This is a genomic window from Sulfuriferula sp. GW1 (assembly GCF_047300855.1).
GTDB lineage: Bacteria > Pseudomonadota > Gammaproteobacteria > Burkholderiales > Sulfuriferulaceae > Sulfuriferula.
Genome location: NZ_CP170197.1, coordinates 1,407,930 through 1,431,702, shown reverse-complemented (window position 1 = coordinate 1,431,702; position 23,773 = coordinate 1,407,930). Strand labels below are relative to the sequence as shown.

The 23,773-nt window shown below is 53.4% G+C and carries 22 protein-coding genes and 1 tRNA gene; 11 read left to right on the top strand and 12 right to left on the bottom strand.

Annotated features, from left to right (window positions below):
• Positions 1-6: 6 nt before the first annotated feature.
• The 7 genes from pheT to ACFDAU_RS07075 all read right to left on the bottom strand — a co-directional run bounded on the left by pheT (position 7) and on the right by ACFDAU_RS07075 (position 6,990).
• On the bottom strand, positions 7-2,364 hold the full coding sequence (pheT, locus tag ACFDAU_RS07105) for a phenylalanine--tRNA ligase subunit beta (RefSeq protein ID WP_413439281.1): 2,358 nt from the start codon (positions 2,362-2,364) through the stop codon (positions 7-9).
• Positions 2,365-2,373: 9 nt separating this feature from the next.
• The gene (gene pheS / locus ACFDAU_RS07100; protein WP_413439280.1) at positions 2,374-3,393 is read right to left on the bottom strand and encodes a phenylalanine--tRNA ligase subunit alpha; all 1,020 of its coding nucleotides are present in this window, start codon (positions 3,391-3,393) and stop codon (positions 2,374-2,376) included.
• 129 nt (positions 3,394-3,522) lie between these two features.
• Positions 3,523-3,882: a 50S ribosomal protein L20 gene (gene rplT, locus ACFDAU_RS07095; protein ID WP_413439279.1), complete on the bottom strand. Its 360-nt coding sequence runs from the start codon at positions 3,880-3,882 to the stop codon at positions 3,523-3,525.
• 12 nt (positions 3,883-3,894) lie between these two features.
• A complete protein-coding gene (gene rpmI, locus ACFDAU_RS07090; RefSeq protein WP_124705710.1) occupies positions 3,895-4,092 on the bottom strand; it encodes a 50S ribosomal protein L35 in 198 nt (65 codons plus the stop codon).
• Positions 4,093-4,262: 170 nt separating this feature from the next.
• Positions 4,263-4,781 (bottom strand): translation initiation factor IF-3, encoded by a 519-nt coding sequence (gene infC, locus ACFDAU_RS07085; RefSeq protein WP_124705711.1) that lies wholly within the window; start codon positions 4,779-4,781, stop codon positions 4,263-4,265.
• A 44-nt stretch (positions 4,782-4,825) separates the two neighbouring features.
• Positions 4,826-6,745 carry a threonine--tRNA ligase gene (gene thrS, locus ACFDAU_RS07080; protein WP_413439278.1) on the bottom strand — a complete coding sequence of 640 codons (1,920 nt, stop codon included), beginning with the start codon at positions 6,743-6,745 and terminating at the stop codon, positions 4,826-4,828.
• A 168-nt stretch (positions 6,746-6,913) separates the two neighbouring features.
• Positions 6,914-6,990: transfer RNA gene (locus ACFDAU_RS07075), tRNA-Val, on the bottom strand.
• Positions 6,991-7,196: 206 nt separating this feature from the next.
• Here ACFDAU_RS07075 and ACFDAU_RS07070 point away from each other — a divergent pair.
• The 3 genes from ACFDAU_RS07070 to ACFDAU_RS07060 all read left to right on the top strand — a co-directional run bounded on the left by ACFDAU_RS07070 (position 7,197) and on the right by ACFDAU_RS07060 (position 8,856).
• Positions 7,197-7,898 carry a pirin family protein gene (locus tag ACFDAU_RS07070; protein WP_413439277.1) on the top strand — a complete coding sequence of 234 codons (702 nt, stop codon included), beginning with the start codon at positions 7,197-7,199 and terminating at the stop codon, positions 7,896-7,898.
• 22 nt (positions 7,899-7,920) lie between these two features.
• Positions 7,921-8,400, top strand: coding sequence for a DoxX family protein (locus ACFDAU_RS07065; RefSeq protein ID WP_413439276.1), 480 nt, complete (start codon positions 7,921-7,923; stop codon positions 8,398-8,400).
• Positions 8,401-8,475: 75 nt separating this feature from the next.
• Positions 8,476-8,856: a DsrE/DsrF/DrsH-like family protein gene (locus ACFDAU_RS07060; RefSeq protein WP_223247847.1), complete on the top strand. Its 381-nt coding sequence runs from the start codon at positions 8,476-8,478 to the stop codon at positions 8,854-8,856.
• A 23-nt stretch (positions 8,857-8,879) separates the two neighbouring features.
• On the opposite strand, the gene ACFDAU_RS07055 is transcribed toward ACFDAU_RS07060, so the two are convergent.
• Positions 8,880-9,101, bottom strand: coding sequence for an RNA-binding S4 domain-containing protein (locus ACFDAU_RS07055; protein WP_413439275.1), 222 nt, complete (start codon positions 9,099-9,101; stop codon positions 8,880-8,882).
• A gap of 366 nt (positions 9,102-9,467) precedes the next feature.
• Between ACFDAU_RS07055 and ACFDAU_RS07050 the strand changes: the two genes are divergently transcribed.
• The 3 genes from ACFDAU_RS07050 to ACFDAU_RS07040 all read left to right on the top strand — a co-directional run bounded on the left by ACFDAU_RS07050 (position 9,468) and on the right by ACFDAU_RS07040 (position 12,169).
• Positions 9,468-10,493 carry a cyclic nucleotide-binding domain-containing protein gene (locus ACFDAU_RS07050; RefSeq protein ID WP_413439274.1) on the top strand — a complete coding sequence of 342 codons (1,026 nt, stop codon included), beginning with the start codon at positions 9,468-9,470 and terminating at the stop codon, positions 10,491-10,493.
• Between the two features lie 152 nt (positions 10,494-10,645).
• Positions 10,646-11,410, top strand: coding sequence for a 3',5'-cyclic-nucleotide phosphodiesterase (locus tag ACFDAU_RS07045; protein ID WP_413439517.1), 765 nt, complete (start codon positions 10,646-10,648; stop codon positions 11,408-11,410).
• 27 nt (positions 11,411-11,437) lie between these two features.
• Positions 11,438-12,169 carry a hypothetical protein gene (locus ACFDAU_RS07040; RefSeq protein ID WP_413439273.1) on the top strand — a complete coding sequence of 244 codons (732 nt, stop codon included), beginning with the start codon at positions 11,438-11,440 and terminating at the stop codon, positions 12,167-12,169.
• 71 nt (positions 12,170-12,240) lie between these two features.
• Here ACFDAU_RS07040 and ACFDAU_RS07035 read toward each other — a convergent pair whose 3' ends face one another.
• From ACFDAU_RS07035 to ACFDAU_RS07020, 4 genes are read right to left on the bottom strand one after another with little or no spacing between them, the layout of a single operon-like run.
• Positions 12,241-12,702: a cyclic nucleotide-binding domain-containing protein gene (locus ACFDAU_RS07035; RefSeq protein ID WP_413439272.1), complete on the bottom strand. Its 462-nt coding sequence runs from the start codon at positions 12,700-12,702 to the stop codon at positions 12,241-12,243.
• Positions 12,686-15,268 (bottom strand): hypothetical protein, encoded by a 2,583-nt coding sequence (locus ACFDAU_RS07030; RefSeq protein WP_413439271.1) that lies wholly within the window; start codon positions 15,266-15,268, stop codon positions 12,686-12,688. The genes ACFDAU_RS07035 and ACFDAU_RS07030 overlap by 17 nt, the downstream gene beginning before the upstream one ends.
• A gap of 49 nt (positions 15,269-15,317) precedes the next feature.
• On the bottom strand, positions 15,318-15,773 hold the full coding sequence (locus ACFDAU_RS07025; protein WP_413439270.1) for a cyclic nucleotide-binding domain-containing protein: 456 nt from the start codon (positions 15,771-15,773) through the stop codon (positions 15,318-15,320).
• A 1-nt stretch (position 15,774) separates the two neighbouring features.
• The gene (locus ACFDAU_RS07020; protein ID WP_413439269.1) at positions 15,775-16,323 is read right to left on the bottom strand and encodes a Crp/Fnr family transcriptional regulator; all 549 of its coding nucleotides are present in this window, start codon (positions 16,321-16,323) and stop codon (positions 15,775-15,777) included.
• 320 nt (positions 16,324-16,643) lie between these two features.
• Between ACFDAU_RS07020 and ACFDAU_RS07015 the strand changes: the two genes are divergently transcribed.
• From ACFDAU_RS07015 to ACFDAU_RS06995, 5 genes are all read left to right on the top strand, one after another.
• Positions 16,644-17,840 (top strand): transporter, encoded by a 1,197-nt coding sequence (locus ACFDAU_RS07015; RefSeq protein WP_413439268.1) that lies wholly within the window; start codon positions 16,644-16,646, stop codon positions 17,838-17,840.
• Positions 17,841-17,942: 102 nt separating this feature from the next.
• The gene (locus ACFDAU_RS07010; protein ID WP_413439267.1) at positions 17,943-18,827 is read left to right on the top strand and encodes an ABC transporter substrate-binding protein; all 885 of its coding nucleotides are present in this window, start codon (positions 17,943-17,945) and stop codon (positions 18,825-18,827) included.
• Between the two features lie 26 nt (positions 18,828-18,853).
• A complete protein-coding gene (locus tag ACFDAU_RS07005) occupies positions 18,854-21,865 on the top strand; it encodes a response regulator (protein ID WP_413439266.1) in 3,012 nt (1,003 codons plus the stop codon).
• A gap of 86 nt (positions 21,866-21,951) precedes the next feature.
• A complete protein-coding gene (locus ACFDAU_RS07000) occupies positions 21,952-22,329 on the top strand; it encodes a response regulator (protein ID WP_413439265.1) in 378 nt (125 codons plus the stop codon).
• On the top strand, positions 22,326-23,765 hold the full coding sequence (locus ACFDAU_RS06995; protein WP_413439264.1) for an adenylate/guanylate cyclase domain-containing protein: 1,440 nt from the start codon (positions 22,326-22,328) through the stop codon (positions 23,763-23,765). Before ACFDAU_RS07000 ends, ACFDAU_RS06995 begins: the two co-directional genes overlap by 4 nt.
• Positions 23,766-23,773: the final 8 nt, after the last annotated feature.

Below are 23,773 nucleotides of genomic sequence, written 5' to 3'. Positions count from 1 at the left end.
ACTACCTCAGGAACGTAATTGTGCGTTGAATTTTTGTTTTAACAAATCGGTGAAATTCGCCATGACGGCATCCACCTCAGTGTCTGTGAATGTCTTTTGAGTATCTTGCAATAGCACCCGGAATGCAAGACTTTTTTTATCAGAATCAATGCCTTTGCCGCGATACACGTCAAACAACGCAATCTCGGCAATACCTTCGACGCGCGCCGCGTTCATCGCATCAATCAAAGCCTGAACCGGTATCGATTCATCAACAATCACGGCCAGATCACGACGCGCACTCTGGAAACGCGAAATTTCACCATGCTTCGGCAACATTCGTCCTAACAAGGCCTGCAGGGAGAGTTCAAACAAAACTGGTGCAGTCGCCAGATCATATTGTTGCGCCAACCGTGGGTGCAAGCTACCCATCCAACCTGCATGGACGTCATCCAGCCAAATTTCGGCACACTGTCCAGGATGCAATGCAGGATGCACCGCTTTTTCAAAGCGTGCACGCTGCGGCCAACACAAGGCCTCAATGTCAGCTTTGACATCAAAAAAATCCACGTTCCGAGCTGCGCTGCCCCACTGCTCCGGCATGGCATTGCCGTATACCAGCCCGGCCAGGCGTTGCGGCTGATCGAAACCCTCGACTGCCGGAAGATAACAACGTCCACTTTCGAAAATTCGCACGCGATCCTGGCGTCGGTTCAGATTGTTGCGCAGCACATCCATCAAACCACCCAGCAAAGTTGAGCGCATCACACCCATCTGGCTGGCGATCGGGTTTTTCAGGGTGACAGGCTGAGCGCCGGGTGCGAAATCAGCTTCCCATGCCGCATCCACAAAGCTATAGGTAATGACCTCCTGGTAATCACGCGCAGTGAGCAGAGTGCGCAATGCATCCACGCCACGCTGGTGCTCTGGTTGCGGCAGCATACTCAGGCGCGCGACCGGGGCCTGCGCAACGATGTTGTCGTAGCCATAGAGCCGTGCCAGCTCTTCAATCAGGTCTTCCTCGATATTCAGGTCAAAGCGGTAGCTGGGTGGCGTCACGCGGTAAACGGCCCCCTCGCGCTGAAAGTTTAAACTCAGGCGGCCCAGCAATTCCTCCACCTGCGCGTCGCTCAGCGTCACGCCCAACACTTTGCTGGCGCGCGCGCTGCGCAGCATGACAGGTGCACGTTGTGGCAAATCACCGCTGACTTCAGTGATTGCGCCTGCCGCACCACCGCAAATTTCAAGTATCAGTGCGGTGGCCCGCTCCAGCGCGTTGCGCGTGGCTGCGTAGTCCACCCCGCGCTCAAAACGGTGCGAGGAATCGGTGGACAAGCCCAGCCGGCGCGCACGTCCGGCAATCGAGTCGGGGTTGAAATAGGCTGCTTCAAGGAAAATATCCGAGGTATTTTCATCCACTGCAGTGGCTGCCCCACCCATGATGCCAGCGAGCGCCTGCACACCATTGTCATCGGCGATCACCAGCATGTCGGCTTCCATCGTCGCATGCTGATCATTCAGAAGTGTCAGCGTTTCACCCGGTACGGCCATGCGCACCTGTATATCGCCAGCCAGTTTGCCCAGATCAAAAGCATGCAAAGGCTGCCCCAATTCCAGCAATACATAGTTGGTGATGTCTACGACCGGACTGATACTGCGCAGACCACTACGGGAAAGTCTCTCTATCATCCAGGCCGGTGTTCGAGCTGCGCGATTGAGCTGACTGATGACGCGACCGCAATAACGCGGGCAGCCTTGTTTGGCTGTCACCTCCACTCTGCGGGCAAGGCTGCCGGTGACTGCAGCAGGGACAATCTGGGGCAAGCTCAAGGGACTACCGGTCAGTGCAGCCACTTCACGCGCAACGCCGACCACACTCAGGCAATCGCTGCGATTCGGGGTCAGTTTGAGCGTATAAAGCTTGTCATCCAGATGCAGGTAATCGCGGATATTCTTACCCACTGGAGCATCGTCCGGCAACAACAGCAGGCCATCGGCTTCTTCTGTCAGCCCCAATTCGCGCGCCGAGCACAACATACCTTGCGATTCGATACCGCGCAGTTTGGCTTTCCTGATTTCAAAGCCCGGCAAGCTGGCGCCGATCAGTGCGCAAGGCACACGAACGCCTTCAGCTACATTGGGTGCGCCACATACGATTTGCAATGGATTACCGATTCCCGCCTCCACCTGGCACACGCGCAGGCGATCCGCATCAGGGTGTGGTGCTACCGACAGTACTTGCCCTACCACCACACCAGAAAAATCCGCTGCGACCGGATCCAGCGCTTCGACCTCCAGCCCTGCCATAGTCAGAAGATGAGACAGTGCTGCGCTATCCAGCGCCGGATTCACCAGAGTGCGTAACCAAAGTTCAGAGAATTTCATGTTGGCGGATCAGTTGAACTGTTTCAAAAAACGTAGATCATTCGCGAAAAAGAGGCGCAGATCATCAACGCCGTAGCGCAGCATCGCCAGCCGCTCTACGCCCATACCGAACGCGAATCCAAGGTATTTTTCGCTATCCACATGTACGTGCCCCAATACATTGGGGTGCACCATGCCGCAGCCCAGCACTTCCAGCCAGCCGGTATGACTGCATACGCGGCAACCGTCGCCACCGCACATCACACAAGCAATATCCATTTCTGCCGATGGTTCAGTGAATGGAAAAAAAGACGGACGGAAACGCACTTTCAGGTCATCACGCTCAAAAAATCGCTGCATAAAATCTGCCAGCACACCTTTCAATGCCGCGAAACTCACCTCCTCATCCACCCACAATCCCTCGACTTGATGAAACATCGGAGTATGGGTCACATCGGAATCGCAGCGATATACCCGCCCCGGTGCGATGATCTTGACCGGTGGCTTATTAGTCTGCAGATAATGTATCTGCACCGGCGATGTGTGGGTTCGCAGCAAATGCTTGTCATCCACGTAGAAGGTATCGTGCATGGCGCGCGCCGGATGGTTTTCCGGAATATTCAGCGCGGTGAAATTATAGAAATCGGTTTCAATCTCCGGGCCTTCTGCCACCTCGAAACCGATCGAGGCGAACAGCGCCTGGATACGTGACAGCGTGCGCGTGACCGGATGCAAACCGCCGGTGCCGAGGCCGCGTCCGGGCAAGGTGACATCCAGGGTTTCCGTTGCCAGCTTGCTATCCAGTTGCGCCTGCGCCAAGGCAATGCGACGCGCTTCCAGCGCTTGTTGAATCTGTTCCTTGGCAAGATTGATCAAATTGCCCGCAGCGGGGCGTTCTGCGGCAGGGAGCTTGCCGAGTTGCTTCAATTGCTCGGTAAGCAAACCCGATTTTCCAAGATAGCGGGCTTTTGCCTGTTCCAGCTCAACTACCTGGTTGACTGCCGCGAATTCCGCTAATGCTTCGGCGACGATATGGTCGAAATTGTGCATGGTAATTTGTCTCAGGAGAGCGTTTCTAGAAATTCAACCAACACATGATGCACCCATGCCTGATTGAATTTTTGGAAGCGCCCACAAAAAAGGAGGCCGACGGCCTCCCTTTTTGAAGGATAGTCAGCTTTAGGCCGCCAATTTGGCTTTAGCCTGCTCGGCAAGCAGCGCGAACGCAGGTTTGTCGAACACCGCCAGATCGGCCAATACCTTGCGATCCAGCACGATTTCGGCTTTTTTCAGACCGTTCATGAATACGCTGTAACGCATTCCGCACTCACGTGCAGCCGCGTTGATACGCGCAATCCACAGCGAACGGAACTGACGCTTGCGCTGACGACGGTCACGGTAGGCATACTGCCCCGCCTTCATTACCGCCTGCTTGGCGACACGGTAGACGTTTTTGCGGCGACCGCGATAGCCTTTGGCCAGGTCGAGAACTTTTTTGTGACGCGCGCGCGCCGTTACACCACGTTTTACTCTTGGCATGTGATCTCTCCTTTATGCGTAGGGCAACATGGCGCGAACGGAACGCATGTTGGTCGCATCGACCATCATCGTGCCGCGCAACTGGCGCTTGTTCTTGGTGGTTTTCTTGGTGAGAATGTGACGCTTGAAAGCCTGACCGCGCTTTACGCCACCATTCGCCAGCGCCTTGAAGCGCTTGGCCGCACCCGATTTGGTTTTCATCTTCGGCATTGCATTACTCCTGTTGGGCAAGACGCCGGGCAGCCTCACAACGAGACATTTAGGAACCCGGACATCCGCGAAACATCCGGCGGCATTCACCGCCGGATGGTTTTCGCCAGATTACAGCGAAAATTCTTCAATCGAACAGGCTGCATTACGGCCTGTTCGAGAATTCTTGTTTACTTCTTCTTGGGGCCCAGCATCATTACCATCTGCCGGCCTTCCATCTTGGGAAACTGCTCGACTACAGCCTGCTCGGCCAGGTCTGCTTCCACGCGCCTTAACTGCGCCAGACCGATTTCCTGGTGCGCCATTTCACGACCGCGAAAGCGCAAGGTTACTTTCGCCTTGTCGCCTTCTTCAAGGAAACGAATCAGGTTGCGCAGCTTGATCTGATAATCACCTTCGTCAGTATTGGGCCGGAACTTCACTTCCTTAACCTGAATCTGCTTTTGCTTAACCTTGGCCTCGTGCTGGCGCTTGCTTTGCTGATATTTGAACTTGCCGTAGTCCATCAGGCGGCATACGGGTGGCTTGGCTTGCGGAGCAATTTCCACCAAGTCCACTTCGGCTTCCTCAGCCAGTTTCAGCGCTTCGGCGGCGCTGACGATACCAAGGGGTTCTCCTTCCAGCCCGACCAAACGAATTTCTGGCCAGGTGATTTCATCGTTGACCCGTGTTTCTTTATCCTGAGCGATAGCTGCAACTCCTGTAAATCAAAAGACAAGAGGAGTGAGAAACCTCACTCCTCGCTTGGTTTGCGCAGCGCTACAGCTTCCTTGAGTTGTGCCATAAACACTTCCAAAGGCATCTGTCCGAGATCCTGGCCCGTACGCGTACGCACTGCAACCATGCCTGCGGCCATTTCCTTGTCGCCGATGATCAGCTGATAAGGCAGCTTTTGCAAACTATGTTCCCGAATTTTATAGGTTATTTTCTCATTTCTCAAGTCTGTCGTAACGCGCAGACCCTCCTGACGCATCACATCACAGACTTTTTGCGCATATTCCGCCTGATTGTCAGTGATATTCATCACCACTACTTGCACCGGCGCCAGCCATAGCGGGAAGTTACCTCCATGGTGCTCGATCAGGATACCGATGAAGCGCTCCATCGAGCCGAGAATCGCACGGTGCAGCATTACCGGCGCTTTGCGCGTATTGTCCTCGTCCACGAATTCCGCATCCAGCCGCACCGGCAGATTGAAGTCGAGCTGGATGGTGCCGCATTGCCACAGGCGTCCAAGGCTGTCTTTCAGCGTGAATTCTATCTTGGGCCCGTAGAAGGCGCCTTCACCCGGTTGCAGGTCGTAGTCCAGGCCGTTCTGTTGCAATGCGGCCGCCAGGCCAGCTTCGGCCTTGTCCCAGGTTTCGTCTGAACCCACGCGCTTTTCCGGGCGAGTGGACAGCTTGACCAGCATGTCGTTGAAGCCGAAGTCCGCATAGACCTTTTGCAGCATGACGATAAAGTCCGCCACTTCGGATTCGATCTGCGTTTCAGTACAGAAAATATGCGCATCATCCTGGGTAAAGCCGCGCACCCGCATCAAGCCATGCAACGAACCGGACGGCTCGTTGCGGTGGCAGGAACCGAATTCTGCCAGGCGCAGGGGCAAGTCACGGTAGCTGCGCAGACCATGATTGAATATCTGCACATGGCCCGGGCAATTCATCGGTTTGACCGCGTACTCGCGGTTTTCCGACGCGGTGGTAAACATGTTGTCGCGATAATTTTCCCAGTGGCCGGATTTTTCCCACATCTGCCGGTCCATGATCGTCGGTGTGCGCACTTCCTGATAACCGTATTCGTGGAATTTTTCGCGCATGTATTGCTCGATCTGCTGCCAGATCACCCAACCGTTGGGGTGCCAGAACACCATGCCAGGCGCTTCATCCTGCATGTGAAACAGGCTGAGCTGCTTTGCCAGCTTGCGGTGATCGCGCTTCTCGGCTTCTTCCAGACGATACAGGTAAGCATCGAGGTCTTCCTTTTTCGCCCACGCAGTGCCGTACACGCGCTGCAGCATTTCGTTGCGATGATCGCCGCGCCAGTACGCGCCGGCCAGCTTCATCAACTTGAAATGCTTGAGCTTGCCGGTAGACGGCACATGCGGCCCGCGGCACAGGTCGGTGAAATCACCTTCGGTATACAGCGACACATCCTCATTCGCCGGGATGGAGGCGATGATTTCCGCCTTGTAGTGCTCGCCAAGGCCCTTGAAATACGCCACCGCTGCGTCACGTGGCAGAACTTTGCGGCTGACCGGGATATCGCGCTTGGCCAACTCGGCCATCTTTTTCTCGATGGCCTGCAAATCTTCCGGCGTAAACGGGCGCTTGTAGGAAAAATCGTAGTAGAAGCCATCCTCGATGACCGGGCCGATGGTCACTTGCGCATCCGGATAGAGCTCTTTCACGGCGTAGGCCAGCAGGTGCGCAGTGGAGTGGCGGATCATGTCCAGGCCATCGGCATCGCGGTCGGTCACAATAGACAGGTGCGCATCCTGCGTGATGACGAAACTGGTATCCACCAGTACGCCGTCAACCCGACCGGCCAGCGCAGCCTTGGCCAGCCCGGCGCCTATCGAGGCGGCGACTTCAGCCACCGTGACCGGCTGGGGGAAACTGCGCACAGAACCGTCTGGCAAAGTGACATTCAACATTGATTTCTCCGGCACAAAACAAAAAAGCGCGGATAGCCGCGCTTTTTTGACAGATACAAACCTACTCAGGGATTAACGCGATGATAGTGACTGGTTGTGGTCGTGCAAGTTCGCGGTGTCATAACGCTGCCTTTCCATACCCCATCGATATATCCGTATTGAATCCGTTGGTAGGCGCGATTGGACTCGAACCAACGACCCCCACCATGTCAAGGTGGTGCTCTAACCAGCTGAGCTACGCGCCTGAGGAGGCCGCATTGTAACGGAGTTGCTGCAGGCTTTCAATGTGAAAATCCAAACTCGTCTATATTGATTGATGCAATGAGTCGATCAGGCTGTCTTTGTTCAATTTTTTTAAATAATTCGTTCCAAACATTCCGCTTTATCTGTAGGAGCGTATTGCCTAGACTTGCTCCAACATTTGAACAATTGAGAATAGAGGGGCTGAAATATGATTCAGATACGTAAAGCCGATACGCGTGGGCACGCCGAACATGGCGGCTGGCTGGATAGCTGGCATACCTTCTCGTTTGCAAACTACTATGATCCCGCACACATGGGTTACAGCGTGCTGCGCGTCATCAACGACGACGTTATCGCACCCGGCGCCGGATTCCCTATGCATGCGCACCAGGACATGGAAATTGTCACTTATGTACTGGAAGGCGCGCTGGAACACCGCGACAGCCTGGGCAATGGCGACGTCATCCGACCTGGCGATGTGCAGCGTATGAGCGCCGGTACCGGCATCCGCCATAGCGAATTCAATCCATCGCAAACTGAACCCGCGCGCCTGCTGCAAATCTGGCTACTGCCGCAAAAAACCGGTGTGACCCCCAGCTATGAACAGACCCGGTTTGATCCTGCGCAACTGCAAGGACAATTTCGGGTCGTGGCGTCACCCGACGGCCGCGACGGTTCCGTGCATATCAATCAGGACACCCTGCTTTATGCCACCAAACTCAATCAGGGTGAAACTGCGCGCCTGGAGCTGGCGCCGGGTCGACGCGCTTATTTACAAGTTGCGCAAGGCGACGTTGAACTAAGGGGTTTTCCGCTGCACCGCGGCGATGGTGCAGAAATCAGCCAGGAAACGGAAATTACCCTGACGGGCATTCATGCCGCAGAAGTGCTCGTGTTTGACCTTCAATAACCCACAAAAGGGAGATGCGCAAATGACCAGCTTCGAAAAATTCGGCCCTTTGTTTGGGCGCGTGCTGATTGCACAGATATTCCTGATTGCAGGCTTCGGCAAGATTGCCCACTTTGCACAGACGGCAGGATACATGTCTAGCATGGGACTGCCCATGGCGGATGTTCTGTTGACGCTTACCATAGCGCTGGAAATCGGAGGCGGACTGATGATCCTGCTTGGTTTTTACGCACGGTACGCGGCCATCGCCTTTTTCTTCTGGCTGATACCCGTGACCCTGACATTTCATGCGTTCTGGCATGCGGATGCCGCCAGTATGCAAAATCAGATGAACAACTTCATGAAAAACATCGCCATCATGGGTGCCATGATTTATCTGGCGGTGTATGGCAGCGGATCGTTCAGTCTGCGTCGGGAATGCCACAAGGGCCAAGCCGAACATACATCACCATGGAAGGCTAATTCAAGCCACAGAGAACACAGAGATAAAGCAACGCTTTGAAAGTCGCGTCATCTCTGCGGTCTCTGTGCTCTCCGTGGCTGACTGTTTTTTCCAAGATAACTTGAGGAGTACAACATGAGTGAACAAATGCCCAATATAGATTTCGGCATCGTCATGACCAGTGGCCCGGATACCCCAAAGCGTCTGGCATCGCCATTTTTTCTCGCAGCCGCTGCTGCCGCTGAGGAACGTAGCGTAGTGGTCTACTTCACCGGATTGGGCACTTTGTTGTTGCAAAAAGGTGTGGCGGAAACCGTGTTTCCCAAGGAGGGAGGGAAATCGCTTGCCGGGTTTATGGACCTGGCACAGAAAAATGGGGCGCAGTTTGTACTGTGCGCCACCTCCATGGATTTACATGACCTCAAACCTGAAGACATGGTGCCGGGCATCCCGGCGATGAGCGTGGCGGCCGCCCTGCCCTACCTGGAAGCAGCAAAAAAACTGCTGAGCTTTTAACCTGCGTGGTCACAGGCGGCATGCTAGACAGGAGCCACGACGTTGATGCGCACACCCCCCAGGCTCACCACCTGCCCGGCGCGAATCTTGCAGGTCTTGCGCAGCTCCACCTCGCCGTCCACCGAGACCACGCCGGATGCGACCAGCCTTTTTCCGGCACCGCCGCTGTCGCATGCACCGGCCAGTTTCAATAGCTGGTTAAGCTCGACGAATTCACCATTTAATGCCACTTCTAATTGTTGCATGCGAACACTTTCATAAATTTTAACGATATCTTACCGCTCCTATTCCGCTTCGTGAAATATCACGCTCATCTGGAACCATGGATGGCGCCATATGCATATCCTGCTTGATTTCATTTGATGCAAGCATGCACCGCTATGTTGTGTCGCGAACGCGACACCTATTCTGTGGATTCATCGAAATAATCATCATTTGCTATTTGCACTCCCGCTCTGAGTAACCTAGGCTTATACGATATTCATCGCAAAATCCTGTTTGCGGGCTTGGCAGCATGTCGGACTCATATCGATGTACCTTTTTTATATGTCACGCTCTAATGCTTTCAGCATAACTGATGGGTCTCTCCCTGGCAGCCTAGGAGAAAAAACATGGAGAAAAAAGACGTCTTTAGCGGACTTTCGAAAACGGAGTTGAATACGCTATCTGCGATGTCGACGCGGTTGCTGCTGAGCGCCGGGACTATCCTGTTCTCAGAGGGCGATATCGGAAACGCTGTCTATATCATCGAAACCGGGAATATTTCCATTTCCCTCAATAAATCCGAAAAGCAGGAAGAGATTGCCATTCTGGGCTGCGGCGAATTTTTCGGCGAAATGGCCATCTTCAATAACGATACCCGAGGCGCATCGGCAAAGGCCTTGTCGGAAGCCGTTCTTTGGGAAGTGAAGAAGAACGATTTTATCCGTCTGACCAAGGATCAACCTGCCTTCGCAGCCAAGCTGTTACTGGTTTTGCAGTCCCGCAAGATCGAATTGTTCTTGAAGGAACAGCTTGTATCCGCAGCCGGTATCGGTTCGCACGATCTTCGTGTAAGCATAAAAGGCGACCCCTCATTGCGTGAGACGGCATTTACGCGCGAGCGCTATGAGAGCGTCGTGGATAAAATTCTTCCTAGCCTCGTCCCGAATCTGCGCACATTGCTGTTCGATACCAGCGTATATCAAGTATTTATCGGCTTCAACAATGGCGAGGTGAGAACTTGCTCGGTAATCACGCCTTACATTGAAGAGGTGCACACAGCGAGCAAGATAGTGTCCGCCGCGTATATCGATCGCCACTTCGCGCCGATGGCCTATGATTCAAAGACTGAATTCATACGTGATATGAATAAACACATACAGGCAACCGCTACGTTCAAGACACTTCCTCATAGCTGGCATACTGCGATAGGATCGTTCCATACGAACTGGAATCCGGTTCCCAGAGAAAAGCTGGAGTCGGTTCTGGGCCATCTGCTCGATATGAGACAAATGCCCAATTTTTATCTCAGAAATCTCGGTCTCAGTGTTGTTCAGGACGCGGTACGCATGCAGTTCAACTGCGACGGAACTCACATCATCAGCACTCGAGAGTACCAGCGATTCCTTGAGGAAAACATCGACGCAACAATCTGAGGATGGCCGACGAAGCGTCAAGCCGGATAATCTGCTTTATGTCTCGTAATTCCGGCATCAATCCAAATCTCGCCAATTCAGGCTGCATATTTGCATTTAAGACAAGATTGATTGCCTAATAACCAGAACGTGATCGACTAAAGGACGGGATGATGAAGATAAAGGTTCTGGGTTGCAGCGGGGGTATCGGCGGTGACCAGTACACTACAGCACTGCTAGTTGACGACGACATACTGATCGACGCAGGCACCGGCGTGAGTCGGTTGTCGATGGAGGCACTGGCACGTATCGATCATGTATTCATCACTCATTCCCATATGGACCACATTACCTCCATCCCGCTCATGGTGGATACGGTAGCCAGAATGCGCGACAAACCTTTAGTTTTGCACGCCACCGAGGCGACGCTCGGCATTCTGCGCGGGCACATCTTTAACTGGGAAATCTGGCCCGATTTTAGCCGCATCCCCACTGCAACAGCGCCATATATGCGTTATGAAACCATTGCCATCGGCAAACCGGTGCAGATAGGTGAACGCCGTATCACTGCGCTGCCCGCCAATCATGCTGTTCCCGCCGTGGGCTACCAGCTGGACAGCGGCACAGCCAGCCTGGTGTTTAGCGGCGACACAACGACCAACGACCCTTTTTGGGAAATCGTGAATGGCATTGGCAATTTGCGTTACCTGATCATCGAGACTGCCTTCTCCAACAAGGAGCGTGAAATCGCAGTGCTATCCAAGCACCTGTGCCCAAGCATGCTGCAAGAGGAATTGACCAAGCTTAAGCGCCCCGCGGAAATTTACATCACGCATTTGAAACCCGGGGAGGACGCGCTCATCATGCGCGAGATCGATACATGCATTGGCGACTATCAAGCGCGCAGGCTGGTGAACGACCAGGTCTTCGAATTTTAGCAAGCGCTGAATGATGAGGGCCCATCCATGAAACAAGACAGTAAATGGCCGGCTTATATTTTCACTGCGTTATTTTTCGCGCTGAGTGCATTGGCACAAACACCGAACGCTGAAAATACCGATCCACACTATACAGAGCTCGGTTTCTTTGACGTTCATCTATGTAATTGGCCGGACCGCCCACCGTTCTATATGGCGCTATTTTCAACTGTGCAATACCAAAATATCTCTGGTGTGCGCGTGTATTTTCCTGATGGGAAACTGGCCGGCGAATTGGATATGACGCGTTATCGAACTATCAACCGTCCCGGAAAACCGGAAAAACACGTTTTCATCACGCATCTGCCACTTTCCAATCAAGCCACCGATGGCTGGTTCAGCGCAATAATAACAACCCTGGATGGCCGTGAAATGACAGCAAAGGATTATGTGGTGCATACATTAATGCCCATCATCCACGACGCAGCGCCCGCAGGAGGGCGCGAGCTATCCTCCCCGCCCATCCAACTCACCTGGTCACCTGCGCCGGGAGCCACCCACTATCAAGTCACATTGCGGGACGAGTGGAATAATAATCGGGTGATCTATACCTCGGCACTCGTGACCGAGCCCAGGATAAGCATGCCGCCAGGGCTGCTCCAGCAGGGCGGGCGCTACTCCTGGGTGATACATGCGCGGGATAGTAATGGCAATGTGTTGCTTGGCGATTTCAACCATGGATCAATGAGCGCCCCGCAAACATTCTCGATAGCGCAATAAACGCCTGAGGCAGTGCTGCCCTTCCCTGCAATGGCCGGGACACCGGTCTGTGGGTACACTCTCCGGTAAATTCATCCCGGCATGTCAGCTCTTGACTTCGACCAGGCTTCATTGGCTTCACGCAAGCGCAGACTCAGTGCTGCAAGCATGCCAATGCCCAATTCCGGATAAGCCAGCAACATGCCATGCAGGTGCTCCCGGCTCAGGCTCAATGCTTCTGCTGTTTCCAACACATGCACTGTAGCAGAACGTGGCAGATCATCCAGCAATCCCATCTCGCCGAAGCAGTCTCCCGGCCCCAGTAGGGCGACATATTCCGTACTATTCGGATCGTCATTCAAGGCAACACCCACACGGCCAGACAATAAAATATACATGCAGTCGCTCGGATCCCCCTTCTCGAAGACACACTCGCCCGAGGCCCAACCGGCCGGTTCAAGCTTAGGCACAATATGTCGAAGCTGGTCAGTACGCAACAGCGCGAAAAACGGCACCCGCTTCAAAAGAATAATGCGGTCAAACAGGGGCTGCACGGCTTGTTACCTCTTCCATCGAGGCAGCGCATTGGCTCAGCCACTGTCCACCTTGCAGCTTGCACCAGGCAATCAACTCATTCATATCACGCGGCATATCGGGCACAGTGTGCTCCCATTTCGCACCATCATGTGAGGCCTCAATCAAAGGCAGCAGCCATTCCACCAGGGTGTTATTTTCGATGTGGCGTAGCGACTCCAACGCCTGCGCGCGCAGCCGTCGATCACGGCTGGCGAGCGCTGCACTGATAGCCCGCGCCATCTGCGCCTCATCCAGCAACGCCAGAATATCCAGAGCGATGCCGATATGCCGCAGCACTTCTTCATTCAGAACCAGACGTAAAAACCCCGCTTCATCGGCCTGCCTGGCCGATGCCTGCTGCGCAAGCGATAGGGCATGCAAGGCGACGGACTTTTTATCCCAGGCACGCTGCAAATGCCGATGTGCGATCGCCAGCAATATTGTCTTGCGTTGCGCAAGTTCACTTTGCGACAGATAGTTTGTCAGAAGTGATTGCATATGGAAAAAGCTAAAGTAGGTGTCCAGTGCGGCCGTGTATTCAGATTCAGTGATGGGCATGAGCGTTGCTGCATTTTTTTCCGCGGCGCGCTGCACTACAACATCTTCATCCCGCAACGCGCGTGCCAACAGGATCAGGCGCTCGCTGACATCGCCAATTGTCCCGGTGGCCGCGATGGCAGCAGCTCGCACGCCTGCGTCGGGGTGTTGCAGAAGCGCCCGCACTTCATCGTCTAGTGAAAACAATTTAAGTCCAGGCATTACCGACAGCGCCGCAATGATAGAGCCCGGCATTTCTGCGTAGAGCATCGAGCGCAATGTGCGCTCGGCGACTTCATGCATGACCGGGTCCTGGACGGCGAAACATGCCTGAGCCGCTACAGCGCGAATACGCGGATTGCTGTGCACCAGCCATCCATGGATGGCTCGCAAGGCATCCACATCGTCACGCTTCGCTAATTCGGTCAAGGCCGTGGCGCGCAGGTGAATGTCAACCGAATCCAGACAGCGCCGCACATAATCCTGCCAACCGGGCGGAGCCAATTCAGCAATGCGCGGCAATAGCCGGTCTTGTACAAGCGCTGACTTTCCGGGCAGGGTTTCCAGCAGGATCTTACCGGCGTATTGCGGTGCACCGTGCAGCAGTATCTCCGCAAAGACGACGTAATTATCGCCATCTTCGGTTTGCTGCAATAGTTGCTTCAGCTCATCCACTACGCGTTCATCCAGGCGGCCTATTTTTTCCAACTCTTCGCCGATCCCGGTGTATACCTGTTGCTGGATCAAACGCGCAAGGCTGGCCGCGTAAATACGATTCTTCACGATTTTGAGATAGATATATACGAACGACAGAAGCAAGCCGAAAACAGCCAGCGATTCGTCAACCGATTCCTTGGGTACCCACATCAGCAGCAGGCCGGAAACTGCGAGTCCCAGCGGCAAAATCAGGCCGATGCTCAACGCCCGCGCTCGGCCCTGCATATAGCCCGGCAGTGCACTGTAAAAAAGATTAGCTGATGGGTTGCGAAAGGCCGGCATCATGCCGGTGTAGTTAAAGCGACCGATGACGGCAGGCAGGAAGCTTGCGCTCAGGCTCAATAGCGCGAAGCTCGCCGCCGTGCTCCAAGGGAAAATCAGGCTGACCAGTTTGAGGCCGAAGCGGCGCAGCAATCGATTGGTGGCCAGCATCTGCAACAGCAATACCGCGAAGTTGGTGAAAGCGAAGAACCAGCCGAAGAAAGCCGCCAGATCACGCTCGTTTTGAAAATGCCGGGAAAGAATGGTGCTCACCAGATAATCCTGCATCGAAATCAGCACGATCATGACAAACAAACCCAGCCCTGCGATTTGCAACAAGCTCGAGCGCCGGGCGAACTCAAGTCCCTCGCGAATGTGAGCCATGGGTTTGGTCTGCTTGTTAAATGGTCTAACCCTGGCGCGGAGCCCTTGCTTGCCCCGATGGTAAGCGGCGATCAGGAAAAACGCCATCACCAAGGTGAGTACCCAGACCAGAGCCATATATTCGGTGGCAACCCATGAACTGAGCACCCCGAGTGCCACGCCGCCGGTTACGCCACCCAGACGCGAGGCAGCGTTGATGAGCGGGAACAGGCGCTTTGACTGCGATATATCCAAGAATCCGGAAACATATAAATTGAAATGTACCACCAAGATTTCGGACACCACGCCATAACCCAGGAAATACGCCGCAAAGGCTATTTTGCTGCCCCCGCTTTGCATGGCGCACCAGACGACCATCAGAAAAATCCCGGTCAGTGCAACGATATACTTGAACATGCGCGACGGATGCACTCGATCCGAGAATGCGGCGTAAACAGCACTGAAAATTATCAGTAGCAAACTGGTCAGAAAAAACATCTGAGGCAGAAATTCGACGCCTAAGCGCTTGAATAACAGCGCATCGCTGGAACTACGACCCACTGCCATACCCGCTCCCAGCGCAAGGTAGAGCAGGGACAGGTAGAGCACAACACGCTCTTCACCGTTTCGGATCAGCAACCAGCTGGTCAACTGCCGTTTCAGCACGCTAAAACCTTGCCAACGAAGAAGCTAGCGAGAAGTGGAATCGGGTAATTTAACCAATCAAACCACGCAAAATATCATTGCGGTGTCGAATATCGTTGGCGATCTGTCTGGCCACAGCCAACTGGAAATTCAACGCAAGGGGGGCCGAAGATTTCGCCAATAAATTGTAGGCTGCACGCGGCAGTATCCCCAGTTTCACCGTCCCGACAGCCACACAGCTGGCTGCGGAAGGCAGGTGATCCATCAGCGAAAGAACACCGAACAACTCACCTACTTTCAGCTCTTTCAAAACACACGGTGTGCCGGTCAATGGATCGTAGTGAGTCACCTTTACTTTACCTTCGATCAGAAGATACAGCTCCTTACCCTGCTTTCCCTCCTGCACAATGATGGATGCGTCAGGAAATTCCTGTACGTAAATGGCACGGGACAGCGCATCCAGATCTTGTTCATCAGCCAGATTGCTGAACACTGACTGACTCTTCAGGAAATTTTTTAAAAGCATATCAGACCTCTATTCCTGTCAGTTTCTTCAGCATCGCAATAAGCCAGTTATCTTTGATACCCGCTTCATTACTGGCCAGCATGAGCGCGAGTTTCTGCTCACCAATTTGCTCAAACGCTTGGTTGGAATTCCTCAATCGCTTCGCCATCAACTCCCCGAAATGCTGAATGAGCATGCTTGCCAACATCGGATGTCGTGTTTGCGTCATAACAAAATCAGCATGCTTGAGCTCCAGCACACTGGAATCAACCACAGCGTATACCTTGGCTGTGGAAAGACCATCGCCGGTAAAGTAGGAAACCTCTCCGACCCATTTGCCCTTGCCAAGCTGACCCAGCAATAATGATTTATCGCGATTGCTTACCTCGACATTGAATTCGCCGGAGAAAATCAGCATGAAGGCATCTACAGTTGCACCCTCGTCGATTAATGTCATTCCTGCCGGAATTTCCCGCAACTGCATCAGGTGTGACAGTTCTGCAGTGTTTTCGCGTCCCAGGAAATGCGCAAGGTCCGGAAATTCATATTCGAAATCGATGTTAATTCCCATGTCCCTTTACCCTCCCAAAACCAGGAAAACCCGATAACCTGCGAATGCTTAAGTCCAATTATAGTATAGGCTTCAAAAGCAAATCGGCACTTCAAACATGTTGGAAAAGCCGATACAGTGAAGGTTTTTTGATGCTGGCAAGAAGACCGTCCTCAAGACCCCATATTTGAAATGGCGTTCCAAAATAAGGGGCTGGGCGCGTCCAATCTCGTGAAACTGCATTTCGTTGCACAAAATGGCAGACTCCAGCTATGATTAACTCAAATAAATCAGAATACATCCCGGCAGCTTGACTATCTCATAGTACATGGGAGGGATAAATGCATTCTATACTGCCGGCGACAACAGCTTTTTTTCTTGCGTTAAGCTCATTGCAAGTATGGGCTGCAGATCTTAAAAGTCTGATCCCGGGTCTTTATGGTGGCGATGGCATCACACTCGCACCACCAAGCGGGCCCTTTCCGAGTCATGTGGCGCATTTTTCTGTCGATTCAGCCGCAGCCATCAATCAACTCAATAACAATATTGCGGCACAGATCGCGGTTTTTCCATTTCCTTCGATCTCTTCCGGACTCGCCTTCGAGTTCAATCCCGATCTTGGTACGTTTTTGAAGACGCCAGAAAGTCTCGGGCCCATTTTCGCAGAGCGGCCGCGAACTACCGGCGCCGGAAAGTTTACCGCGAACCTCTCTTTTACGTCCTTTGAATACAATAAGTTCGAGGGCAATAGCCTCAACAATCTGGATGCCATTGCCTTGCATGACGCGAATATTTTGCCGCCGTCCGACGTACATACCTCATTCGAACTTGACACACTGGACCTGCGAATCAACCTTGGCATCAAGGCGAAAATCCTTGCGCTTGCTGCGACCTACGGCGTTACCGACCGGTTTGATATCGGTGTGCTCGTGCCTTATGTCTGGGTCAATATGGACGTGCGCAGCCATGCGCAACTTGTGGTTTCGCCTGGCAACCCTTTTCCTACAGCACATAGTTTCGGAAGCGAAAGTCCGGACGATGCGGCGCACGGTAGCGCCAGCGGGCTTGGAGACATACTGTTGCAGGCAAAATATCACTGGCTGAAAACGGATACAAATAATGTTGCTGCCGCGGTGTTGGTCAAGACGGAAACCGGAGATGCAAACAACTTTTTAGGCACCGGCGATACGACCGTGCGTCCCTACCTGATATATGCACGCTCTTTCGGTGCTTTCACACCTCATATCAACCTGGGTTACAAGTTCAATCTCAAAACCTCGGATAAGAACGCCATCGAGTATGCATTGGGATTCGATTACGGAAATGAAAGGTACACGGTAGCCGCGGACGTGATCGGTAGCAGATATACCAACGGCAGCGCCATTGGTGACAATATTATCAACGGCGCGCTCGGAGTAAAGTGGAATCCCGGTTTTGCGAAAAACCTGATTGTGTCCGCCAATGCACTTTTCCCTTTGAACAACTCCGGTCTGCGCTCCGATTTAATTACCACAGTGGCACTGGAATATGGTTTTTAATCGGCCCTGGCCTAACACCACTTTAGCGATTCCGTCCCGGTTCGTACCGAATAAAGGGATGGCTCTGTGAGGCTACTATGCCTGCTACGATTCGCTATTATCGTGGCAGTTTCGATATTCCCCCTGTGTGCCAACGGCGCTGGCGATATTGCAGTAATCAGAAGCCAGGACCTCGATCCCTACAATCAGGCATTTGCCGGTTTTTCGGAATCCTGCGCCAGCAATGTCAAGCAATATACGCTGGGCGGGAATAGCGCTTCGCAGCAGCGCATGGCGCAAGAAATCGGTGCAGAGAAACCGCGACTGGTCCTGGCGATTGGATTGATGGCCGCAAAGCTAGCCAAAGAATATCTCAAGGATATTCCGACACTCTACATCATGGTTTCCAATCCAAAAAAATACGGCCTTATTGGTAACAATATCGCGGGCATCACGTTGAACATACCCGTCGAGGCACAGTTCAAGACATACAAAACCCTGGTGCCAGGACTCAAATCCATAGGTGTCATCTACGATGCAAATAATTCCGGGGAAATTATTCGGGAGGCAGGTAACGTCGCGAAAAAACTTGGAGTTCAGCTTGTTGCGATTTCCGTTACTTCGCAAAAAGAAGTTCCGGAAGCTTTGCGCAGCATGCTGGGAAAAGTGGATGCAGTCTGGATGGTACCGGATGAGACCGTCGTCACGACAGATTCATTCAAGTATTTCCTGGTGACAACCCTGGAAAAGGGTGTTCCGTTCTTTGCGGCGTCAGATATCTTTGTTGAAGCAGGGGCTTTGGCAGCCCTCACGCCGGATTACACAGACGTCGGACGGCAGGGTTGCCAGTTGGCCACTGGATTCACAGACGGACAGGTTAGCCTGGCCGAGACTGGCGCCAGGCCGCCGAGAAAGATCAATCTTTCACTCAATTTGAAGACAGCCAGAAAGATTGGCGTGGCCATACCCAAATCGGTCATAGAATTGGCAAAGCTGGTTTATCAATAGAATGTTTCCTCACCGAAACTGCGCATATGGATTTTCCAGCTAACAACCCATTCCGGCTTTCGCTCAAGGTCAAGGCGATCTCTTTCATTGCCTTGATCATTCTGGCGGTGGGAAGCTTTTTAAGCTGGCGATTTTTAAGCCAGTCGGAAGAAATATTGACCTCGGAACTGCAGGGCCGCGCACAAGCATTCAGCAATAACCTGGCCCGCAGCAGCAAATACGGCATTCTGACGGAAGACCCCGAGATCCTGCGCGAAGTGGCTGAGGGTGCCCTGCTGGAAGAAAGCGTTATCTACGTGCGTATCAGCAATGCGCAGGGGAAAGTGCTCGCCGAGCAGTTTAAATATCCCAGCGCAACCAAGTCGCTTGCCGACATCTTCCGACACATTACATCCATAGATCCCGCGTGGAATAAGCCCTTTATGACCCATCATCTGATCAAGGGCATTGGCATCTATCATACATTTACTCCGGTGCAGACGATTCGTAACGAAACCAATAGCCGGCTTTCCACTGAACTGATGCTGCTTGGCGAAGGAAATTCTGCCGCCGGCAATAAGCCAAAAGTCATTCAGCAGGGCAATGTCCAGATACTCCTGTCAACGGAAAAGGTGCTGGATAAAATCCGCAAAACGCTGCTTAGCGGCATATTTCTGACGCTGGTCATTGTCGGGATTGCGGTGATTGTGGCGTTTTTTGGCGTGGGCTACATCATCAAACCGGTTCGCGCCATGGCGCGAGCCGCGCTGAATATTTCGCGCGGCGATTTGTCGCAGCGCGTCCAGGTTCGCTCCAGGGATGAGATTGGCGTGCTGGCAACCGCTTTCAACCACATGACCGATTCTCTGTCCACGATGACGCAGGCACAACAACAACGTCTGGCAGAACTATCGACACTTCATGATATCGGTATCGATATGAGTTCGACCCTGGATCAGGAAAGATTATTTGATTTGACACTCAAAGCGGTCGTAGGGCGGCTAGGCTATGACCGGGCGATCTTTTTCCGGTATAGCGAGGAAAAGCAGGCGCTGGTAGAGGGGAAGTTGGAAGGCATATCAAAAGATCTCGAGCAGGCATTGCAGGGACTGGAAATTCCTCTGGAAGAAAAAAGCGGTTTTTGCGCCACAGTGGCGTTGAAGGGCGAGGCGGTGCTGGTTGCGGATGTGAGCAGGGAACAGCCGCATATTTATGGGCCAATGTCACATATTCTGGACGCCCGCTCCTTTCTGGCCGCGCCTGTGAAATTCGAGGGGCGCACGCTAGGTATCCTGATAGTGGAAAGCCTCGACAAAGCGCTGACCGATGTGGATCTGAAGCTGATAGCCACGCTTTGCAGCCAGCTTGCGGTAGCCATGGCGAACGCATCCGCGTACCGGCAAATCGAGCAACTTAATGTCAGTCTCGAACAGAAAGTCGCGGCACGGACAGCAGAACTTCAAATGCAGCAGGATAAGCTCAAGGAAGTGAACGAAAGGCTGAGACAGGCGACACAACATAAATCCGAATTCCTGGCAAGAATGTCGCATGAACTGCGCACGCCGCTGAATGCAATTATTGGCTATAGCGAAATGCTCATGGAAGAACACGAGAGTCCGGACCAGGAGCCACTCATCCAGGACTTGAAGAAAATTCATTCCTCGGGCAGACACTTGCTGTCGTTGATCAACGATATTCTCGATTTGTCCAAGGTCGAGGCGGGAAAAATGGAGCTCTACGTAGAGAATGTCGATGTCGGATCACTCGTTAACGACGTGAAGACGACGGTTCGTCCGCTGGTGGAAAAGAGCGGCAATAAATTTTCCATAATTTGCCCGGCAAACATGGCTCCGATACGGACCGATATAACCAAGCTGCGGCAAATCCTGCTTAACTTGCTGAGCAATGCAGGAAAATTTACCGACAAGGGCGCAGTTTCCTTGACGGTAGGCGAAATGGATAAGGCAGGCGAGCGATGGTTGAGTTTCGCGGTGGCGGATTCCGGAATAGGCATCAGTGCGGCGCAGATGGAGAACCTGTTTCAGGAATTCTCCCAGGCAGATGTATCAACCTCTCGCAAATACGGAGGAACAGGGCTGGGCCTTGCCATCTGCAAACGATTCTGCGAAATGATGGGCGGGTATATCGAAGCACAGAGCCAGGTAGGCCATGGCACCCAAATTACGGTCTGGTTGCCGGCAGATATTTCCGCCGGCAATGCTTCAGTTGAGCAGAATGAAGCCTCTGTTGACGCGAGGGACGAGGGCGGCGAAAGCAAGTCGAAATGCACCGTGCTTGTCATTGATGACGACGCATCCGCGCGGGAAATCATCAGCCGATTTCTATCCAAGGATGGCTTCCAGGCCGTGTCCGCGCCAAATGGTGAAAGTGGACTCAGTCTCGCCCGTCAAATTCATCCGACGGCGATTACGCTCGACATCATGATGCCCGGCGTCGATGGCTGGACGGTCCTGGCCGAGTTGAAAGCCGACCCTGATCTGGCGGACATACCGATCATTGTCGTCACGATTCTGGACGAAAAAGACATGGGTTATTCGCTGGGCGCTTCGGACTATCTGACCAAGCCTATCGATCGCGAGCGGCTACTCACACTCGTCAGGAAATATTGCTGCGACGCTCCCCAGGGGCGCGTATTGGTGGTCGAAGACGACGACAATTCGCGGACCATGACCGGCCGCATGCTTGCAAAAGAAGGCTGGACCATCCTCGAGGCGGAAAATGGGCGCGTTGCGCTGGAGCTGCTCGCCACTCAGGCGCCGCCCCAGATCATTCTGCTCGATTTGATCATGCCGGTGATGGATGGTCTACAGTTCATAGATGAGCTGCGCAGGAATGCGCAATGGCGAACGATCCCCATCGTCGTTCTGACAGGCAAAAACCTGACCCAGGAGGAGCGCGTTCGACTGAATATGAATGTGCAGAAGATACTCGAAAAATCCACTGTGAGTCGCGCGGTCCTGTTACGGGAAATAACGGATTCGATTGGCGGCGCTTGCAAAGCGGAGTTCCGTCAAAACCGGGGGATATCAAGCGATTGATCGAAGTGTAGCCATAACTCTGATGGAGGCGTGGGCAATCGAGGCGTGATATTCCATCCATTGCCCTAATTTTAGGACGAAAGATCATGGTCAAAATATTGCTGGCGGAAGACAATGAACTGAACCGCGATATGCTGATGCGCCGCCTGGAACGCAGGGGGTATCAAGTCGATATCGCGATGGACGGTGAGGAAGCGATCGAAAAAGTGAGGAGTCATTGTCCAGACCTGCTTTTGCTGGATATCAGCCTGCCCATACTGGACGGCTTCGAAGTTGCAAGGCGCATTCGGGAAGACCCTCAATTGTGCGCGCTGCCGATCCTCGGCCTGTCCGCTCACGCCATGCAGGGCGACAGGGAACGGGCGCTTGCTGCCGGCTGTGACGATTACGATACCAAACCAGTCGAGATCGAGCGCCTGCTGGACAAAATTCAAATGCTTTTGCAAGCTGCAACCAGGTCATGAAATCCGATCCGGGAATGTTGCTGGTCGTCGACGACAATGAAATGAACCGGGATATTTTGTCGCGCCGCCTGACCCGGCTGGGCTACGTCGTGATCGTCGCAGAGAACGGGCAAAGTGCGCTCAATATGCTGCTGGAGCACAAGTTCGACCTCGTTCTGCTCGATATCGAAATGCCGGGCATCGATGGCATAGCTGTTCTCAAGCTGATACGCACGACTTATTCGATGTCCGAATTGCCCGTCATCATGGTAACGGCGAGGGGCGAATCCACCGATATCGTTGGCGCCCTCGAGTTGGGTGCCAACGATTACATCATGAAACCGCTTGATCTCGCCGTGGTGCCGGCGCGAGTGCGAACACAGCTCGCGCTCAAGCGCGCCTCGGATGAAGTCAGAATGCTCGCCAGCCAGCTGGAAGCGCGCAACACGCTCATTCGCAACATCTTTGGGCGCTACGTCGCAAGCGAAGTCGTCGATAAGCTTCTGGCATCGCCTGAAGCGCTCGAGTTTGGCGGCGAGCTCCGCACAGTCACCGTTCTGGTGGCCGACTTGCGAGGATTCACCCTGATTTCGGAAGGCCCGTTCACGCCCGTTCAAATTGTGCACATGCTGAACAATTTCCTCGGCACAATGACTAAAATCATTGCTGATCACCACGGCATCGTCGATGAAATTCTGGGAGATGGAATGCTGGCGTTTTTCGGAGCGCCCAGCGAACAACCGGATCATGCGCAACGCGCCGTCGGCTGTGCGGTTGCGATGCAGCAGGCGATGGCGTCCGTTAATGCATATAACCAGACACATGGCTTGCCGGAGCTCTCCATGGGAATCGGCATTCACACAGGAGAAGCCATTGTGGGAAATATCGGCTCCGAAACGCGATCGAAATATAGCGTGGTAGGCAAGCATGTCAATCTGGCCGCGCGTCTCGAATCCTACTGTTGTGGAAACCAGATACTGATATCCGAAGCGACTTTGTCGCAAACGGGAGCCATAGTCAGAATAGATGGACAATTTATCGTGCATCCGAAAGGCGTCGCTGACCCGGTTAGCGTTTATGAAGCTGGCGGCATCGCCACCTATAATTCTTTCCTGCCCCGTTATACGGATGAGCTGCAGGCTTTGCATCAGGCGATAACGGTTAGCTGCGCCATCATCGACGAAAAATCCATTAGCGAAGAAACATTCGCAGGCAGCCTTACCAGATTGTCTGCCAAGGCCGCAGAAATCGTGACCACCCGAGCAGTATCCCCCCTCACCAATATCGCGATCTATCTGCTGCCCGATAACTTTACTGACCAGACCACCTGTTTGTATGGAAAAGTCGTCGCTTACGCTGGCGATGCCGACAATTGTGTTTGCGTGCGCTTTACCTGCATGCTTCCCCAGACCCGGGCTGTACTTGCCGACTTGCTGCGTCGCAACAGCCAGAACTGATTGTTCGC

Excerpts from the sequence above, each read along its gene's own strand:
- ACFDAU_RS06995 (WP_413439264.1), top strand. The coding sequence starts at position 22,326 with ATGAAATCCGATCCGGGAATGTTGCTGGTCGTCGACGACAATGAAATG.
- ACFDAU_RS07020 (WP_413439269.1), bottom strand. The coding sequence starts at position 16,323 with ATGGGAATTAACATCGATTTCGAATATGAATTTCCGGACCTTGCGCAT.
- ACFDAU_RS07045 (WP_413439517.1), top strand. The coding sequence starts at position 10,646 with ATGAAGATAAAGGTTCTGGGTTGCAGCGGGGGTATCGGCGGTGACCAG.
- ACFDAU_RS07040 (WP_413439273.1), top strand. The coding sequence starts at position 11,438 with ATGAAACAAGACAGTAAATGGCCGGCTTATATTTTCACTGCGTTATTT.
- pheT (WP_413439281.1), bottom strand. The coding sequence starts at position 2,364 with ATGAAATTCTCTGAACTTTGGTTACGCACTCTGGTGAATCCGGCGCTG.
- ACFDAU_RS07050 (WP_413439274.1), top strand. The coding sequence starts at position 9,468 with ATGGAGAAAAAAGACGTCTTTAGCGGACTTTCGAAAACGGAGTTGAAT.
- pheS (WP_413439280.1), bottom strand. The coding sequence starts at position 3,393 with ATGCACAATTTCGACCATATCGTCGCCGAAGCATTAGCGGAATTCGCG.
- ACFDAU_RS07065 (WP_413439276.1), top strand. The coding sequence starts at position 7,921 with ATGACCAGCTTCGAAAAATTCGGCCCTTTGTTTGGGCGCGTGCTGATT.
- ACFDAU_RS07055 (WP_413439275.1), bottom strand. The coding sequence starts at position 9,101 with ATGCAACAATTAGAAGTGGCATTAAATGGTGAATTCGTCGAGCTTAAC.
- rplT (WP_413439279.1), bottom strand. The coding sequence starts at position 3,882 with ATGCCAAGAGTAAAACGTGGTGTAACGGCGCGCGCGCGTCACAAAAAA.
- thrS (WP_413439278.1), bottom strand. The coding sequence starts at position 6,745 with ATGTTGAATGTCACTTTGCCAGACGGTTCTGTGCGCAGTTTCCCCCAG.
- ACFDAU_RS07060 (WP_223247847.1), top strand. The coding sequence starts at position 8,476 with ATGAGTGAACAAATGCCCAATATAGATTTCGGCATCGTCATGACCAGT.
- ACFDAU_RS07070 (WP_413439277.1), top strand. The coding sequence starts at position 7,197 with ATGATTCAGATACGTAAAGCCGATACGCGTGGGCACGCCGAACATGGC.
- rpmI (WP_124705710.1), bottom strand. The coding sequence starts at position 4,092 with ATGCCGAAGATGAAAACCAAATCGGGTGCGGCCAAGCGCTTCAAGGCG.
- ACFDAU_RS07005 (WP_413439266.1), top strand. The coding sequence starts at position 18,854 with ATGGATTTTCCAGCTAACAACCCATTCCGGCTTTCGCTCAAGGTCAAG.
- ACFDAU_RS07025 (WP_413439270.1), bottom strand. The coding sequence starts at position 15,773 with ATGCTTTTAAAAAATTTCCTGAAGAGTCAGTCAGTGTTCAGCAATCTG.
- ACFDAU_RS07000 (WP_413439265.1), top strand. The coding sequence starts at position 21,952 with ATGGTCAAAATATTGCTGGCGGAAGACAATGAACTGAACCGCGATATG.
- ACFDAU_RS07015 (WP_413439268.1), top strand. The coding sequence starts at position 16,644 with ATGCATTCTATACTGCCGGCGACAACAGCTTTTTTTCTTGCGTTAAGC.